Annotated in this window: 12 protein-coding genes and 1 pseudogene; 4 read left to right on the forward strand and 9 right to left on the reverse strand. The window is 73.4% G+C overall.

Features of this window, described 5'->3' with window-relative positions; genetic code table 11:
* Positions 1-5 precede the first annotated feature (5 nt).
* The 8 genes from O7623_RS03515 to O7623_RS03550 all read right to left on the reverse strand — a co-directional run bounded on the left by O7623_RS03515 (position 6) and on the right by O7623_RS03550 (position 10,421).
* Complete coding sequence (locus O7623_RS03515) at positions 6-308, reverse strand: hypothetical protein (protein ID WP_282227140.1); 303 nt, start codon at positions 306-308, stop codon at positions 6-8.
* 113 nt (positions 309-421) lie between these two features.
* Positions 422-1,570 (reverse strand): sialidase family protein, encoded by a 1,149-nt coding sequence (locus O7623_RS03520; RefSeq protein ID WP_282227141.1) that lies wholly within the window; start codon positions 1,568-1,570, stop codon positions 422-424.
* A complete protein-coding gene (locus O7623_RS03525; protein ID WP_282227142.1) occupies positions 1,563-2,090 on the reverse strand; it encodes an RNA polymerase sigma factor in 528 nt (175 codons plus the stop codon). Before O7623_RS03525 ends, O7623_RS03520 begins: the two co-directional genes overlap by 8 nt.
* Positions 2,091-2,163: 73 nt before the next feature.
* Complete coding sequence (locus tag O7623_RS03530) at positions 2,164-4,860, reverse strand: hypothetical protein (protein ID WP_282227143.1); 2,697 nt, start codon at positions 4,858-4,860, stop codon at positions 2,164-2,166.
* 91 nt (positions 4,861-4,951) lie between these two features.
* Positions 4,952-5,644 carry a hypothetical protein gene (locus tag O7623_RS03535; RefSeq protein WP_282227144.1) on the reverse strand — a complete coding sequence of 231 codons (693 nt, stop codon included), beginning with the start codon at positions 5,642-5,644 and terminating at the stop codon, positions 4,952-4,954.
* A complete protein-coding gene (locus tag O7623_RS03540) occupies positions 5,634-6,743 on the reverse strand; it encodes an adenosine deaminase (protein ID WP_282227145.1) in 1,110 nt (369 codons plus the stop codon). Before O7623_RS03540 ends, O7623_RS03535 begins: the two co-directional genes overlap by 11 nt.
* A 22-nt stretch (positions 6,744-6,765) precedes the next feature.
* On the reverse strand, positions 6,766-9,582 hold the full coding sequence (locus O7623_RS03545) for a molybdopterin cofactor-binding domain-containing protein (protein ID WP_282227146.1): 2,817 nt from the start codon (positions 9,580-9,582) through the stop codon (positions 6,766-6,768).
* Positions 9,579-10,421, reverse strand: a complete 843-nt coding sequence (locus O7623_RS03550) for an FAD binding domain-containing protein (protein WP_282227147.1) — start codon at positions 10,419-10,421, stop codon at positions 9,579-9,581. The genes O7623_RS03545 and O7623_RS03550 overlap by 4 nt, the downstream gene beginning before the upstream one ends.
* Positions 10,422-10,559: 138 nt before the next feature.
* On the opposite strand from O7623_RS03550, the gene O7623_RS03555 reads away from it, so the two are divergent.
* A complete protein-coding gene (locus tag O7623_RS03555; protein ID WP_282227148.1) occupies positions 10,560-11,834 on the forward strand; it encodes an XdhC/CoxI family protein in 1,275 nt (424 codons plus the stop codon).
* On the opposite strand, the pseudogene O7623_RS03560 reads toward O7623_RS03555, so the two are convergent.
* Positions 11,781-13,262: pseudogene (locus O7623_RS03560) on the reverse strand (PucR family transcriptional regulator ligand-binding domain-containing protein); the annotation flags it as partial. The gene O7623_RS03555 and the pseudogene O7623_RS03560 sit on opposite strands and share 54 nt — an antisense overlap.
* A gap of 138 nt (positions 13,263-13,400) precedes the next feature.
* Between O7623_RS03560 and uraD the strand changes: the two are divergent.
* Genes uraD through O7623_RS03575 form a run of 3 tightly spaced genes read left to right on the forward strand, consistent with a single transcriptional unit; the run spans position 13,401 to position 16,534 of the window.
* Positions 13,401-14,276, forward strand: a complete 876-nt coding sequence (uraD, locus tag O7623_RS03565; RefSeq protein WP_282227149.1) for a 2-oxo-4-hydroxy-4-carboxy-5-ureidoimidazoline decarboxylase — start codon at positions 13,401-13,403, stop codon at positions 14,274-14,276.
* 3 nt (positions 14,277-14,279) lie between these two features.
* Positions 14,280-15,140, forward strand: coding sequence for a factor-independent urate hydroxylase (gene pucL / locus O7623_RS03570; protein WP_282227150.1), 861 nt, complete (start codon positions 14,280-14,282; stop codon positions 15,138-15,140).
* Entirely contained in the window at positions 15,140-16,534 is a 1,395-nt protein-coding gene (locus tag O7623_RS03575; protein WP_282227151.1) for an 8-oxoguanine deaminase, read from the forward strand. Before pucL ends, O7623_RS03575 begins: the two co-directional genes overlap by 1 nt.
* Positions 16,535-16,539 lie beyond the last annotated feature (5 nt).

A 16,539-nucleotide genomic window follows, 5' to 3' on the forward strand; every position in this document is an offset into this window, starting at 1 on the left:
TGTCATCAGGGCTTGCGCCATTCGGTGCTGATGGACGGGTAGAGCATCGGCGCCGGCTGCTGGGACAGCGCCATCGCCGTCGCCGGGTCGGTGGCGTCCGGAGTGGGCAGCTGGTACGCGGCGAGCGTCGGGACGGTGCTGCGCATGAACGACCGCAGCGAGGCGAGTACGGAGTCACGACCGGGGGAGCCGGTGACCGGGTCGGCGGTGGTGCCGGCGGGCAGCTGGTCGAGGTCGATGCCGAGCGAGGCGAGCCGGGCGACGATCAGGGTGTTGAGCTGATCGTCGGTCGGAGGGGTCGGGGCCATGGAACCTCCTGGCTGTGAAGCGATGGCCCACAATCTGCGGTCGGTTCGTGTCCAAGACGTGTCGCGACCATCACGTGATCATGAAAATGCCCTGGTCAAGGCCGATCGATGGGTCATTGTGCCGGCCCTGGTACGGATTGCCAGTTGATGCCGTCCACGGTGACCTGGTTGGCCGACCACGGATGGTGACCGGAGCTCCACAACCGTCCCGGCAGCGCGTCGAGGACGCCGTACGGCCCGGCCGTGCCGGCGGTGAACGTCGCGCCGTCGTCGTCGCTCACCCACGTTGGACACCGGTCCCGGCCGGTGCCGGCGACCAGCAGCCGCCCGTCGGCGCCGATGGTCGCCACCCTGGTCGTTACGGCGGGCAACGTCGTCGGCACCTCCTGCCACCGCTGGCCGCCGTCGTCGCTGCGCCACAGCGTCGGCCGGCTGCCGACGCGGCTGTCGAACAGCGCGAACGCCGTCGCGGCGTCCCGGGCGGCCAGCCCGCTGACCGTGGACCCGGCCGGCCCGGCGCTCACCCGCCAGCTGGCGCCCTGGTCGGTGCTGACCGCCACCGCGGTACCCGTGCCGCCGACGGTGTACCCGGCCGTCCAGATCGCGCCGTCGGCGGTGACGTAGACCAGCCCCGTGTCGGTCGGGGGGTCGGCCAGCCGGTACAGCCGACCGTGCAGCGGGTCGACGGCGACCGGCGGCCGCAGGTCCGGGCAGGGCGTCAGACAGTTCACTGGCACCGCCCACGGGGGGAAGGCCTCGACGGTCAGCGCCGTGCCCGTCGCGTCCGACCAGGTACGGCCCGCGTCGGTCGAGACGTGGTCGGTGGCGCCGACGCCGACCACGTACACGTCCGGGGTGAGCGCGAACGCGGTGACCCGCGACACCCGGTGGCCGCCGGTGTCACGCAGACACGACGTTCCGGGGTCCGGCCCGACCAGGGGCAGCCAGCTGGCGCCGCCGTCCACACTGCGGGTGAACCGGACCCGGCAGTCCTGCTCACTGGTCTCGTAGCCGACCACCGTCCGGTCGTCGAAGACCACCAGCCGCAGCGGGAAGGCGGGCCGATCGTCCGCGTCCGGGTCCCGCCCGACGGTGGCGGCCAGCCCGGGGGCGACGACCGCGACGACGAGCAGTCCGATCGCCACCCCGACCAGGGTCGCCAGCCGACGGCGGGCCCGCGCCCGCAGCCGCCCCAGCGGTGGTGCGGTGACCCGCCGACCGATCCGGTCGGCGTCGAAGCCGGTCACAGGGGTCTCAGGCATGACTACTCCGATCCGGACGCGGCGCGTCGAGCAGCGCCGCCAGGGCGACCCGGCCCCGCGACAGCCGGGACTTCACGGTGCCCTCGGTCACCCCGAGGGCTTCGGCCACCTCGGCGACCGGCAGATCGGCCAGATAGTGCAGGGCGATCGCGTGCCGCTGCCCGTCCGGCAGCTCCCGCAGCGCCCGCATCAGGGCGACGTGCGCGGTGGAGGTGTCGGCGACGAGCCGTTCGGCCTCGACCGGTGCCGCGAGCCGGGGCAGCAGCCGGGCCAGGATCCGGCGCCGTCGGTGCCGGCTGCGGGCGAGGTTCACCGCCACCCGGCGCAACCACGCCTCCGGGTTGTCGAGCGTGGCGAACCGCTGCGGGAACATCAGCGCCCGCACGAACGCCTCCTGCACGACCTCCTGCGCCTCACCGAGGTCACCGGTGACCGCGTACAACTGGACGACGAGCCGTCGGTAGCAGCCGGCGTACAGCGCGCCGACGATGTCGCCGGCGGGCGCCGGGGAGTCTCGCATGCCTTGTCCCACTCCCCGGCGGGGTGCCAGGTTCCCGCGATCGGCGATCGGCGATCGGCGATCGGCGGTCCGGTCAGGGCCGGGGCGGTCCGGCGGCGGTGGCGCCCCGGCAGCCGGGTGGATCCTCCGGGTGCGCCCGGCCGCAGAAGAAGATCTCCTGCGGCTCCTGGTCGACCTGCGGCACGCTGGCGACGTACATCAGCGACAGGCGTTTCTCCACCGGCTCGCCGGTGCCGGCGTGGAACGTCGTCGGCCCGGTCACCCCGTCGTACGCCCCAGCGGTGTTCTGCCGCAGCACCTCGGTGAAGAGCGCGACCGCGCTCACCGCCGCCGGATCCCACGGCCGGGAGCCGACGGTCAACCGTGCGCCGAGCTCCTTCATCGCGTCGGTCAGCATCATCGTCGCGTCGTAGGCCAGCGCGACCCGCTCACCGACCGGTGGCCCGGTGTCGCCGGTGCAGCGCCGTTGGCCCAGCAGATCGTCGCGGCGGATCAGGTCGAGGAACCGTCGCCGCTTCTCGTCGACGCTGGAGTCGGCGACGAGCCGGCTGCACATCGCCAGCGCCGCCTTGGACACGTACGTCACCGGCAGGTTGCCCGGCGCGTTGGCGCGCAGCTGCGGGTTGGCCAGGTAGCGGTTGACCGAGTCGTCGGCGACGAGGTGGCGGGGCGGATCGTTGCGGCAGTCCCGCAGCGCCTCCAGGAACTCGTCGAACTCCGAGTAGCGACCGGCGAAGAAGAGCAGCCCGGAGTAGCCGCACTCGTGCCGTAACGAGTCACCGACCCGGAACGGGGTCACCGTCGCTCGATCGCCGAACCGGGTCCGCATCCCGGAGACCAACGTGTTGACGTAGAGGTCGTCGGCGAGCGGACTGTCGTCGCCGGTGGTGTAGTAGACGTGCGCCTCGTCGACGCCGAGCACGTCGCTGGCGTACGTCGACACCAGCTTCACCTGGTCGACGTTGGGGGCCACCATCTGCAGGTAGAGCTTCGAGTGCTGGTGCAGCCCGTCCGCGGACAGCGTCGGGGCGATCGCCGGCAGCCGGACCTCGTGCAGCCGCCGCAGCGCCGCCGCCGTGGTGGCGCGGCTCTCGACCAGGCCGACCACCCCGACGACCGTCGGATCCCGGCTCGCCAGCCCGGCGACCAGTTCGACGGTCCGCTCGGCGTGACGCATCTGCTTGCCGCCGTTGGCCACCACGATCCGCAGCAGCGGCAGTCCGTCGGTGCTCGCCGACCCTTTCATCAGCGCGTACTGCGCGACCGCCATCCCCTCCAGCTCTTCGCGTTCGGAGACGTAGGAGACCTCCCGTGGACCGGTCCGCTGGCCGGTCATGATGCCCAGGTACACCAGCGTCATCAACGGCCGGCGCCGCTGGCTGGCCTGCGAGATCTGGGTCACCTCCGCGTTCTGCCGGAAGATCCGCTCCTGGATGTCGCGCAGCGCCTGCTGACCGGGGTCGTGGTTGAACACGTACCGCAAGCTGTCGCTGTAACCGATGCACTCGCCGTCGATCAGCCGCAACGCGATCTGGCCCTGGCCGGGATGCGGCAGACAACCCGGCCCCCAGCGCCCGCCGGCCCAGGCCCCACCGGCGGCGACCAGGGCCAGGACCACGGCCGCCGCGACGGTGCGTCGGGCCCACCAGGGCGGTGCCGGCGGCACCAGGTCGGGCACCACCGGGTGGGCGTGCCGGTCGGTACGCTCCAGCGTCGACTCCAGCACCAGGAACCAGGCATCGGTACGGCGAAGCCGACGCTGCTCCGGCAGGGCGTCCCGCCACGCGTCCAGACCGATGCCCGCCTCGGCCAGGTGCAGCGGCGTCGGGATGCCCGTGGCGGCCGACCCGCCGCCGGCCGTGTCGGCCACGATCAGCAGCGGATCCCACCGGCCGGTCTCGTTGCGGACGTCGTTGACCAGCCGCAGCAGCGCGTGGCCGGCGTTGCCGGGGGCGACGTCGGACAGCAGCAGCACCGGGTACGCGGTGCGGTGCCAACCGGTCGGCGACCAGACCCGGCGGGCGTAGCCGGCCCGCAGGTCCTCCAGGAAGGCGTGCACCAACAGCTTGCGTACCTGCTCGGGTTGCTCCCCGGTGCGCCGGTCGGTGGTCAGCCGTTCCGCGAAGCCGATGAAGGTGCCGCTCTGCCGGGGCGCGAGGTACTGCTGGCGCATGAACCAGCGGTACCGTCCACCGAGCACCGGAAGTCGACCGGACAGGGCGGCCCGGAACACCACGTCCGGCACCGCGCGCAGGACCAGCCAGAGGACCAGCCGGTACGCGGTGGCGAACAGCGTCTCCGCCTCCGAGGCACCCTGCAGGTTCTCGGTGGCCGGCCGTCGGCGCCACTGCCGCAGCATCTGGGTGATCCGGGCCCGCCGTTCGGTGACCTCGACGTCGGCCAACCGCTGATCCATCAGCCACCGGGCCAGCGGGTAGTGCCCGAAGGTGAACGGCGTGCCGCCGAAGGCGTCCAACGCCAGCTGATGGTGCATCACGTCGAGCAACGACCGGATGCCCCCGGAGTCGGGGAACCGGGTGGCGTCGATGACGACGTGCGGGACGCGTCGCCGGTGCGGCCGCCGCAGCCGCCGCAGCAGCCCGGCGCGGATCTCGGCACCGTCGTTGCCGACGGTGATCACGATCGGCAGGTCGTGCTCACCCCGGCGGGGGCGGCGCAGCAGCCTGCCGACGACGGCCAGCAGTTCGGCCATCCCGAGTGAGGCGAGGCGGTCGCCGGCCCGGTCGCCTGGTGTGGAGTCACCGGTCACCTGGTCAGTGTCGACCATGGGCGCCAGCCGTGGGGGCACCGTCGTGCGGCGGTGCGCGTCGTCGGCTGAGTGTGCGCGTCGTCGGCGTGCCTCAGGCGGCGTCGCGCACCCATGCCTCGGCGTGCGGCCCGGCACCGACCAGTCGCAGCAACTGGACCGACTGGGTCGGATCGTCGACCGTGACGAAGTAGGAGTTGCCCCGGCGCAGGTGCTGGTGGACGGTGAGGCCGAGCGCGTCACCGGCGTCGGCGAGCGCGGTCAGCGCGCCCGGATCCGGGACCCGTACCCGGATCTGGCTGCGCCGCCGGGAGCCGTTGGCGACCAGCAGCGCCGCCCGCCACATCGTCCGGGCCGTCGACGTGCGCTGGCCGGCCCGCACCTGCGGGCCGACCTGCCAGGCCGCCGCCTGCCACAGCCGGTCCAGCCAGGCGGTGACCTCGGCGGCGTCGGCGGCGCTGACCAGGACGTCGAACTGTTCCCGGTCGTCGCGTCCGCGTAGCGGCGCGGTGGTGGCCACCCGTACGCCCGGGAACTCGGCGTCGATGACCGTGGCGACCCGTTGGGCGAGTGCCGGATAACCGGTGCTGACCAGGCTCACCAGACCGGTCCGGCGCTGCCACGGCACCGGGCGCAACAGGTGGGTGACGGTGGCCGCCTCCACCCGGGGCAGCCGGTCGGCGGGGACGGCGGCGGCGAGCGCGTCGAGCAGCCGCCGGTGCGGGATCGCTCCCCAGCGCGGCGTCCCCGCCCCGGCGCAACCACGGGTACGCACCTCAACCGACATGCTGGGCCTCCGCCACCGGTTCGGCGAGCGCCTGGTACGCCGGTTTGATGACATCGTCGATGATCGCCAACCGCTCGTCGAACGGGATGAACGCACTCTTCATCGCGTTGACCGTCAACCACCGCAACTCCGACCACCCCCACCCGAACGCCTCCACCAACAACCACATCTCCCGCGACATCGACGTCCCACTCATCAACCGATTGTCCGTATTCACCGTCACCCGGAACCGCAGATCACGCAACAACCCGATCGGATGCTCACCAATCGACCCCACCGCCCCCGTCTGCACATTCGACGACGGACACAACTCCAACGGAATCCGCTTGTCCCGCACATACGCCGCCAACCGCCCCAACCTCACCACACCACCAGCACCCACCTCCACATCATCCACAATCCGCACCCCATGCCCCAACCGATCCGCCCCACACCACTGAATCGCCTGCCAGATCGACGGCAACCCAAAAGCCTCACCCGCATGAATAGTGAAATGAAAATTCTCCCGCTGCAGATACTCGAACGCATCCAGATGACGCGTCGGCGGAAACCCCGCCTCCGCCCCCGCGATGTCGAACCCCACCACCCCCGCATCCCGGTACCGCACCGCCAACTCCGCGATCTCCTGCGACCGCGCCGCATGCCGCATCGCCGTCAACAACGTCCCCACCCGAATCACCCGACCCGACGCCGCCGCCCGCGCACACCCGTCCGCGAACCCCGCCACCACCGCCTCCACCACCTGACCCAACCCCAACCCCCGCGACAGATGCTGCTCCGGCGCGAACCGCACCTCCGCGTACACCACCCCGTCCGCCGCCAGATCCACCGCACACTCCGACGCCACCCGAAACAACGCCGACTCCGTCTGCATCACCGCCACCGTGTGCGCGAACGTCTCCAGATACCGCTCCAACGACCCCGAATCCGCCGCCGACACGAACCACCGACCCAACTCCACCGGATCCGTCACCGGCAACACATGACCCACCTCATCGGCCAACTCCACCACCGACTCCGGACGCAACCCCCCATCCAGATGGTCATGCAACAACGCCTTCGGCGCCCGAACGATCTCCGCCAACGAAACAACCGTCATGTCGCTTTTTCTTCCTTACTGTCTACTGGTCGGCCGGATGGCCGTGGTGCAGCGTGTGCCATACCCGGTCCCGGGTGAACGGCAGCGCGGTGAAACGGACCCCGGTCGCGTCGCGCAGCGCGTTGGCCAGCGCGGCGGCCACCGGGTTGAACGGACTCTCACTCATCGACTTCGCGCCGGCCGGCCCGAGCGGGTCGCTGGTCCGGGCGAAGTGCACCTGGGTCAGCGGCACGTCGGCCATCGTCGGCAGGTGGTAGCTGCGCAGGTCGGGGGTGCCGACGCGGCCGTCGCCGTCGATCGTCACCGCCTCGGCCAGGGCGGCACCGAGCGCCTGGGCCACCCCGCCCTCGATCTGCCCCCGGCACTGCATCGGGTTGATCACCGTACCGGCGTCGGCGCTGTGCACGCTGCGCAGAACGCGTATCTCGCCGCTGTCGGGGTCCACCGCGATCCGGAACCAGTGCGCGTTGAACGCCACCGATCGCCGCATCCCGTCGGAGTGTCCGTCGGCGGCCAGCAGTTCGCCGTCGGCGGCGGCGCGGCGGGCCAGTTCGTCGAGGCCGACCGGCCGGTCGGCGCACCACACCGTGTTGCCGTCGAGCCGGCAGTCGGCCGGATCGGCGCCGGTGGCCTGCGCGGCGGCGGCGATCAGCAGGCGCCGCAACGCCTGAGCGGCCCGCTGCGCGGCCGCGCCAGCCACCACGGTGCCGGTGGAGGCGAACGCGCCGGTGTCGTGGCCGACCAGTGCGGTGTCCGACTGCCGCACCCGGATCCGGTCCACCGTGGTGGCCAGGACGTCGGCGACCAGCTGCCGGTGCACAGTGGTGGAGCCGTTGCCGAACTCCGCCATCCCGATGTCCAGGTGGTATCCGCCGTCGGCTCCGACGGTGATCCGGGCCCGGCCGTGATGCCCGCCCGGCGGGCCGGTGGCGATCATCGCGACCGCCATGCCCTCGCCGACCTGCCACCCGTCGCCGTCCGGCACGGCTTCGTCGGGTGCCGGGTCCGTGTCGACACGGCGGGCCTGGTCGATCAGCTCCAGGCACTGGTCCAGGCCGTAGCTGTGCACCTGCACGGTGTCGTCGTGCCCGACCGGGGTGACCAGCGGATCGTGCGGCCCGATCACGTTGCGGGCCCGGAACGCGAGCGGGTCGTGTCCGAGCCGACGGGCGAGTTCGTCCACGGCGGACTCCACGGCGAACGACACCTGACCGAGCCCGTAGCCGCGAAACGCCCCCGCCGGCACCGTGTTGGTGTAGACCGACCAGCCGTCGACCTGCTTGTTCGGGCACCGGTACAGCGCCACCGACTCGCTGCACCCATGGGCCAGGACGGCCGGGCCGTGGTTGCCGTACGCCCCGGTGTCGGCGACCACCCGCAACCGGATCGCGGTCAGCGTGCCGTCCCGCCTCCCGGCGACACTCACCTGGACCTCGAACGGGTGCCGGGTGGTGGCCGCGGTGAACTGCTCCGTACGGGTGAACTCCAGTTTCACCGGCCGCCCGGTGCGCAGTGCCGCAAGGGCGACCACGTCCTCGACGAGCATCTCCTGTTTGCCGCCGAAGCCACCGCCGACCCGACCGGCGACCACTCGGACCCGTTCGAGCGGCAGGTCGAACAGCCGGGCCAGCGCCCGCCGGGTCAGGTACGGCGTCTGGGTGCTCGACCGGACGGTGATCCCGCCGTCGGGTTCCGGCCAGGCGATGGCGCCGTGGGTCTCGAGATGCGCGTGCTGCACCCGCTGGGTCCGGAACGTGGCGGTGTAGACGGCGTCCGCCTCGGCGATCGCCCGGTCCACGTCGCCGACCGCGCCGTGCACCTCACCGGCGACGTTGTCCGCCGGCCGGGCGATACCGGTGGTGGCGGCGTCCTTGTCGTGCAGCACCGGCGCACCCGGTGCCATCGCCGCGACCGGGTCGAACACCGCCGGCAGCGGTGCGTACCGCACCTGGACCAGGGCGGCGGCGGCCTGCGCGGCGGCCTCCGTCTCGGCCACCACCACCGCGACCCGCTGACCGACGAACCGGACCACGTCGTCGAGCAGCCGGGTGTCGGCCGGATCCTCGTGCGGGTGTTCGTGCTGGGCGGTCGAGTACAGCTTGTCCGGGCAGTCACGGTGGGTCAGGACGGCGAGCACCCCCGGCACCCGCATCGCCGCGTCGACGTCGAACCCGGTGATCCGGGCGTGCGGCACGTCCGCGCGGACCAGGACCGCGTGCGTCAGGCCGGGGACCGCCACGTCGAAGGTGAACCGGGCGGTGCCGGTGACGATCTGCCGCCCGGCCGGTGCCGGCACGTTGCCGCCGATCGCGCCCGCCTGGCCAGCCGCGCCCTGCGGGCCGACCGGGTCGGCAGCGCCCTGCGGGCCAGCTGGGTCGGCCGCCGGCCGGTCCGCGGTGTCGCAGGCCACATGGCACACGCCGGCGACGGCGTCGCGGATCGACCGGTAGCCGGTGCACCGGCACAGGTTGCCCTTCAGCGCCCGGGGCAGGTCGGCGCGCTGGTCGTCGTCGAGCGCGGCGACCGTCATCAGGAACCCGGCGGTGCAGAACCCGCACTGGAAGCCCTGTGCGTCGAGGAACCGCTGCTGTACGGGGTGCAGCTGGTCGCCGTCGGCGAGTCCCTCGACCGTGGTGACGCGCCGGCCGGCCGCCCGCACAGCCGGGTAGATGCAGCTGTGCACCGGCTGCCCGTCGACGTGGACGGTGCACGCTCCACAGTCGCCGGCGTCGCAGCCCTTCTTCACCCCGTACCAGCCCTGGTCGCGCAGGAACGTGCGCAGACACTGACCGGGGGCGGGCTGCCCGTCGGCGGTGACACCGTTGACCACGATGCTCATCGACGCCCACCCGTAGGCCCGGCGGCGGTCAGTTCGGCCCGTACCTCGGACGCCAGCCGCAGGGTGCGGTGCCGCCGCCAGGCGGGCAGCCCGTGGACGTCGTCCACCCAGCCGGCGGCGGCGCAGGCGTCGTCCACCTGCTCCCGTAGCTGCTCCTCGGTGAGTCGCGCCGTCAGCCGCAGCACGACCGGTCGGCGGGTGGCGGCGGTCACCGACAGCGACCACCGGTCGGCGTCCGGGTCGGCGCGGCCGACGACCAGCGCGGCGGAGCGTCCGTGGGTGAACAGCGACGCCCGCCGCATCGCGTAGCGGGCCCGCCCGGCCGACGCCGGCAGCCGTACGCTGCGCAGGTACTCGCCGTCGGACAGGACTGTGGACTCGACGTCGCGGACGAAGCCGACGGCCGGCACCGAGCGCCGCCCACCGGCCAGGTCGTCGACGACGCACCACGCACCGGTCGCCACCGCCAGGGACGTCATCGGGCCGGCGGGCAGCGCCGCGCAGATGTTGCCGCCCACCGTCGCCACGTTCCACACCTTGTGCGAGGCGAGCAGCGCGTCGCAGCAGCGGCGGATCAGCTCACCGACGCCCGTCCAACCGGCCGGAGGCGTGAACCGGGCCAGTTCGGCGATGGTGCAGGTGGCGGCGATCTCGACCCCGTCGTCGTCGACCCGCAGCGACGGCCAGCCCAGCAGGGTCAGGTCGCGTAGCCGACGTACGTCGGGCTGCGGCTGTGAGTAGAGATAGCTGCCGCCGGCGAGCCAGCGGTCACCCGGACGCCAGTCGCCGTCGTCGGCGGCGATCACGTCGGAGACGGTATGCAGATCCACGCTGGGCATCGTCGCGCCGGGCCGGTGAGCGGGACAATGACGGCGGACCACAATCCGGCACCGCCGATTCCGGCGGTGGTTGGACGAACCTACAAGGCGGCCCGGACGGGCTTGACCCGGCGATCAGCGGCTACCCATCGTGGGCTGATGTTCAGCCCCGATCTGCTCACCACGGTGCTGCGCTGGTGGTCCACGGGCGCGTCGGTCGCGCTGGCGTCGGTGACCGCCACCGCCGGCAGCGCCCCCCGTCCGGTCGGCACCGCCATGCTGGTGGGCCCGGACGGCTCCGTCACCGGCGGCGTCTCCGCCGGGTGCGTCGACGCCGCCGTACTCGACCTGTGCCATGACGTGCTACGGACCGGGGCGACCCGGTTCGCGCGCTTCGGCGACGGCGACGACGACGTGTTCGCGCCCGGACTGACCTGCGGCGGCACCGTCGAGGTGTTCGTGCAACGTCTGGACCGTACCGGTGCGCCTGACCTTGACCGGCTCGCCGCCGCGCTGCGGCAGGGTCGGCCGGTCGCGGCGGTGACCTGTGTGGATGGACCTGCGGCCAGCCGGGGCCGGTGGCTGCTGGTCGACGGTGGCACCGACCGTGGGACGCTCGGTGACGCCGCGCTCGACGCCGCCGCCGGGCGGGCCGGCCGGGCCGCGCTCGCCGACGGGTGGACCCGGCTGGTCCGCCCGTCGCCCGACGTGTCGCTGCTGGTACGCGGATTCACCGCACCGCCGCGCATGATCATCTTCGGGGTGTCGGACTTCACCGCGGCGGTGGCCCGACAGGGCCGCTTCCTCGGCTACCAGGTGACGGTGTGCGACGCCCGTGCGGTGTTCACCACCGCCGAGCGGTTCCCGGACGCCGACGACGTGGTCGTCGACTGGCCGCACCGCTACCTGTCCGCCGAGGCCGCCGCCGGCCGGGTCGACGACCGGACCGTGCTCTGCGTACTCACCCACGACCCCAAGTTCGACGTGCCGTTGCTGCGGGTGGCGCTGGACCTGCCGGTGGCCTACGTCGGCGCGATGGGGTCGCGCCGATCCACCGCCGACCGGCGTGCGCGACTGCTGGCCGCCGGGGTGCCGGACGCGGCGTTGGCACGGCTGCGGGCACCGATCGGACTGGACCTGGGTGCCCGTACCCCGGAGCAGACCGCGGTCAGCATCGCCGCCGAGATCGTCGCGACCGGCAGCGGCCGTACCGGTGGGTGGCTGACCGCCGGCACCGGACCGATCCACGACCGGGCCGACGACGCCGACGACGCCGACCGGGTGCAGGTGGGCGGCCGCAGCGGCCGGTCACCCGGCGGCGAGCCGCAGCGCCAGGAAGAAGTCCACCCGGTCCTCGAACCGGCTCAGGTCACGGCCGGTCAACCGCTCGATCCGGTGGATCCGGTACCGCAACGTGTTGACGTGCACGTGTAGCAGCTCGGCGCAGCGACTCCACGATCCACCATTGTCGAGGAACACGGTGAGGGTACGGACCAGGTCGGCGTGGTGGTCCCGGTCGTAGGCCTCCACCGGCCCGAGCAGCCGGTCCCGGAAGCCACGCCGGGTGCCGACCGGCACCCCGGCCAGCAGCAGCGAGTGCGAGGCGAGTTCGCCGGCCGCGACCACGCTGACCGGGCCCGAGGCGGACCCGGCCGCGGAGCGGTGGGCGTGCAGCGCCTCCTCCACCGCCCCGCCGAGACCGGCGGCACCGACGCCGGGCGCGCTGACCCCGAGGGTGAGCCGACCGCCGCGCAGCCCCGGTGACATCCGGTCGGCGGCGGCGACCAGCGCCGTACCGATCGACGCCGCCATCGGTGGCGGCAGGGCCAGCACGGCGAGCGCCCCCGACTCGAGATCCGGTTCGAGCAGCGCCACCGCCCGGTCCGGGACCACCCGGCTGAGGAACTCGTCGACCACCGCCACCGTCAACGTGCCGGGGGCGCGCATCCCGTCCAACGTCGCGGCGACCGCCACGAACGTCGCGTCCGGATCCAACCGGGCGGCCAACAGCGCCGCCCGCAACCCGGCCACGTCCCCGGGCACCCGCAGCGCGGCCCGCAACTGCCCGGCCAGCCGGGCCTCGACCCGGGCCACCTCGTCGAGATGGGCCCGCTCCAACGCCACCACACTGGTCAACTCGTCCACCGTGCCCGGCAGCGCGTCCAGCGCGCCCTGGCAGGCCACCAGCCACGCGGCGAGCCGATGCTCGGCCCGGCCCGGCACCCCGAACACCGAGTACTGCTCACCGTCGACCGTGACCGTCGTCGGCAGCCGCTGCGCCGTCAGGAAGGCCCGGCTGAGCGCGTCGGCGACAGTGTCCGGTAGCGGTGCCGTACCAGCCACCACCCGGCCACTGGTGGTCAACGTCCAGCAGTCCCGGCCGATCGCGCCGGCCACCGTCGGCAGCAGATCGGCCAGCCGGGCACCGGCCGCCATCGCCGCGACCAGCCCACGTTGGCGCCCCAGCACCGTCGCCAACGAACTGGCCCGCTGTGCCCACAGTGTCGGGTGCACGTCGTCGATGATGTCCCGGAACGACACGTCGGCCGGCACCTCGAACAGCGGCAACCGGTGCCGCCGGCAGGCCGTGACCAGATCCCGGGGCACGCTGCCGTGCAGCGCCCCGCCGGCACCGAGTGCGGTCACCCCGGCGGCGGCCAGCGCCGACACGAACACCTCCGACTCGGCCGGTCCCCGGTGCCACATCAGGCCGGTCAGCACCAGATCGGCGGCGGCCACGTACCGGCCCGGGTTGGGCAGGTCGATGACGTTGACCCGGCCCACCGTGCGGTCCCGTCCGTCGTCGCCGGTGAGCGGGACCAGCTTCAGGTGGGCCTTGTCGAGCACGTCGGCCAGCAGCACGGGGGTCGCCTCCGGTCACGGTGATTGGATGAACCTCCAAAACCGTACGGCGACGGTGTTTCGTCTTTGGTCCCCGCGCCGCTACCGACCCGCTGACCCCGACTGCTTGACTGCTGACCAGCGAAAGGGGTGCCGGGAGTGGATCGCGGACTCGACGTGTTCAACACGCTGCCCGCCGACGAGGCGCGCGCACAGCTGCTGAGCTGCTGCGCCGCGCCGGACTGGGCGGCCGCCGTGGCGGCGGCCCGCCCGTACGGGGACCGGGCGGCGCTGGCCGCGACGGCTCGTGAGCAGCTGAGCGGGTTACCCTGGCCGCAGGTGCTCGCCGCGGTCGCCGCCCATCCACGCATCGGGCAACCGCCGTCGGGCGAGGGCCGGGAAGCCAGCTGGTCCCGCCGGGAACAGGCTGCCTCGACCGGCGGCGACCAGCACGGCGACGACGCTGCCCGCGCCGAGTTGGTCACCCTCAACGACGCCTACGAACAGCGCTTCGGCTACCGGTTCCTGATCTTCGCCAACGGTCGGGGCGCCGGCGAGCTGGCCGCCGCCGCCCGCCGCCGGCTGCACCACGACGAGGCCACCGAACAGGCGGTGGTCCGCGTCGAGCTCGGGCAGATCGCGGCGCTGCGCGTCGGACGACTCGTCGACGACCTCACGCCGACCACCGCCAGCAACGCCGCACCGCTCTCCACCCACGTGCTGGACACCGCCACCGGCACCCCCGTACCTGGCCTGCCGGTCCGCCTCGACGTCGCCGATCCCCACGCCGACGGCGGCTGGCGCACCGTCGCGGCCGGACGGACCGACGCCGACGGGCGGCTGCGGGACTGGGCGCCGGGCCAGGCGTGGACCTGCGGTGGGTACCGGCTGGTGTTCGACGTGGCCGGGCACCTCGGCGACGCCGGCTTCTACACCGAGATCCCGGTCGCCTTCGTCGTGCGCGACACCGCCCGCCACCACCACGTACCGCTGCTGATCAGCCCGTACGGCTACACCACCTATCGAGGGAGCTGACTGATGGGGATCGTCCTGGGTCCGAACCGCTACGGCAAGGCGGAAACCCGGGTGGTACGGGTCGACCGTGCCGCCGATCGGCACACCCTGACCGACCTCACCGTCTCCGTGGCGCTCGCCGGCGACCTCGCCGCCACCCACCTCACCGGCGACAACCGTCAGGTGCTGCCGACCGACACCCAGAAGAACACCGTGTACGCGTTCGCCCGCCAGCACGGCATCGCCAGCGCCGAGGAGTTCGGCCTGCTGCTGGCCCGGCACTTCGTGGACAGCCAGACCAGCATCGACCGGGCCCGGGTCGACATCGCCCAGCACGACTGGCACCGGCTCGGTCCGCACTCGTTCGCCCGCGACGGTGGACACACCCGCACCGCCACGGTGCGCTACGACGGCCAGCGGGCGGAGGTCGTCGCCGGCCTGACCGGCCTGGTCCTGCTCAACTCCACCGACTCGGAGTTCCGCGGCTACGTCGTCGACCCGTACACCACGCTGCCCGAGACCGACGACCGGATCCTGGCCACCGCCGTGGACGCCCAGTGGCGCTACGCCGGGACCGACCCGGCCGGTGGCTTCGACGCCGCGCACGCCGACGTCCGGCGGGCCCTGATCGACGCGTTCGTCGGCACCTACAGCCGGTCGCTGCAGCAGACCTTGTACGCGATGGGGGAGCGGGTGCTCACCGACTGCCCGGACGTGGTGGAGGTGCGCCTGGCCCTGCCGAACAAGCACCACCTGCCGGTCGACCTCGACCCGTTCGGGCTGGACAACCCCGGCACCGTGTTCGTCGCGACCGACCGCCCGTACGGCCTGATCGAGGGCACCGTGGCCCGCGACGACGCCCCGCCGGCGCTGGGCGACTGGTGATGCTGGCCATCAGCGGCGCGGCGATCGCCACCGTCGACGCCGCCGGCACCGAACACCGCACCGGGCACCTCGTCGTCGGCGACGACGGCCGGATCGCCGCCGTCGGCCCCGGCGACGTGCCCGCCGACCTGCTGGCCCGGCTCACCGGCGGCGACCCCGACCGGGTACGGCGCATCGACGGCACCGGCTGCCTGGCCACCCCCGGCCTGGTCAACACCCACCATCACCTGTACCAGTGGGCCACCCGGGGCCTGGCCCAGTCCGACGACCTGTTCGGCTGGCTCACCACCCTCTACCCGATCTGGTCGCGCATCGACGCCGACACCGTGCACGCCGCCGCCGCCGCGAACCTCGGTTGGCTGGCGTTGTCCGGCTGCACCACCAGCACCGACCACCACTACGTGTTCCCCCACGACGGCGGGGACCTGTTCGCCGCCGAGGTCGCCGCCGCCGCCCGGATCGGCCTGCGATTCCACCCGTGCCGGGGTTCCATGGACCTTGGCCGTTCCGCCGGCGGTCTGCCGCCGGACTCCGTCGTCGAGGACACCGACGCCGCGTTGGCCGCCACCGAGGCCGCCATCGACCGGTGGCACGACCCGTCGCCGGAGTCGATGCTGCGGGTCGCCGTCGCCCCCTGCTCGCCGTTCTCGGTCACCCCGCGCCTGATGCGCGAGTCAGCCGAGCTGGCCCGCCGCCGGGGCGTACGGCTGCACACCCACCTCGCCGAAACCGTCGAGGAGGAGCAGTACTGCCAGGCCACCCACGGCTGCACCCCGGTGCAGTACGCCGACGACCTCGGCTGGCTCGGCGACGACGTGTGGCTGGCGCACGGGGTCCACCTCGACGACGCCGCCGTGGCCCGCCTCGGCGCCACCGGCACCGGCGTGGCGCACTGCCCCAGCTCCAACGCCCGCCTCGGGGCCGGTACCGCCCGGGTCACCGACCTGCTCGCCGCCGGCGTCCCCGTCGGGCTCGGCGTCGACGGTGCCGCCAGCCAGGAAGCCGGCCACCTCGGCGAGGAACTGCGCCAGGCCCTGTACGCGGCCCGGCTGCGCGGCGGCCCGGCCGCGATGACCGCCCGAGACGCCCTCGCCCTGGGCACCATCGGCGGGGCCCGCTGCCTCGGCCGGGACGCCGACATCGGCTCCCTGCAGGTCGGCAAACTCGCCGACGTGGCGCTGTGGCGCCTCGACGGGCTCGGCCACGCCGGCATCGACGACCCGGTCGCCGCCCTGGTGCTCGGCCCACCCGCCCCGGTGGAACTGCTGCTGGTCGGCGGTCGCCCGGTCGTCGAGAGCGCCGAACTGCGCACCGCCGACGCCGCCGACCTGGCCGCCGGGGCCGCGCACGCCCATCGCGTACTGACCACCACGGCCCGCCCTGAACAGGAGTGACGCCC

It is taken from the genome of Solwaraspora sp. WMMD791 (assembly GCF_029581195.1).
Classification (GTDB): Bacteria; Actinomycetota; Actinomycetes; order Mycobacteriales; family Micromonosporaceae; genus Micromonospora_E.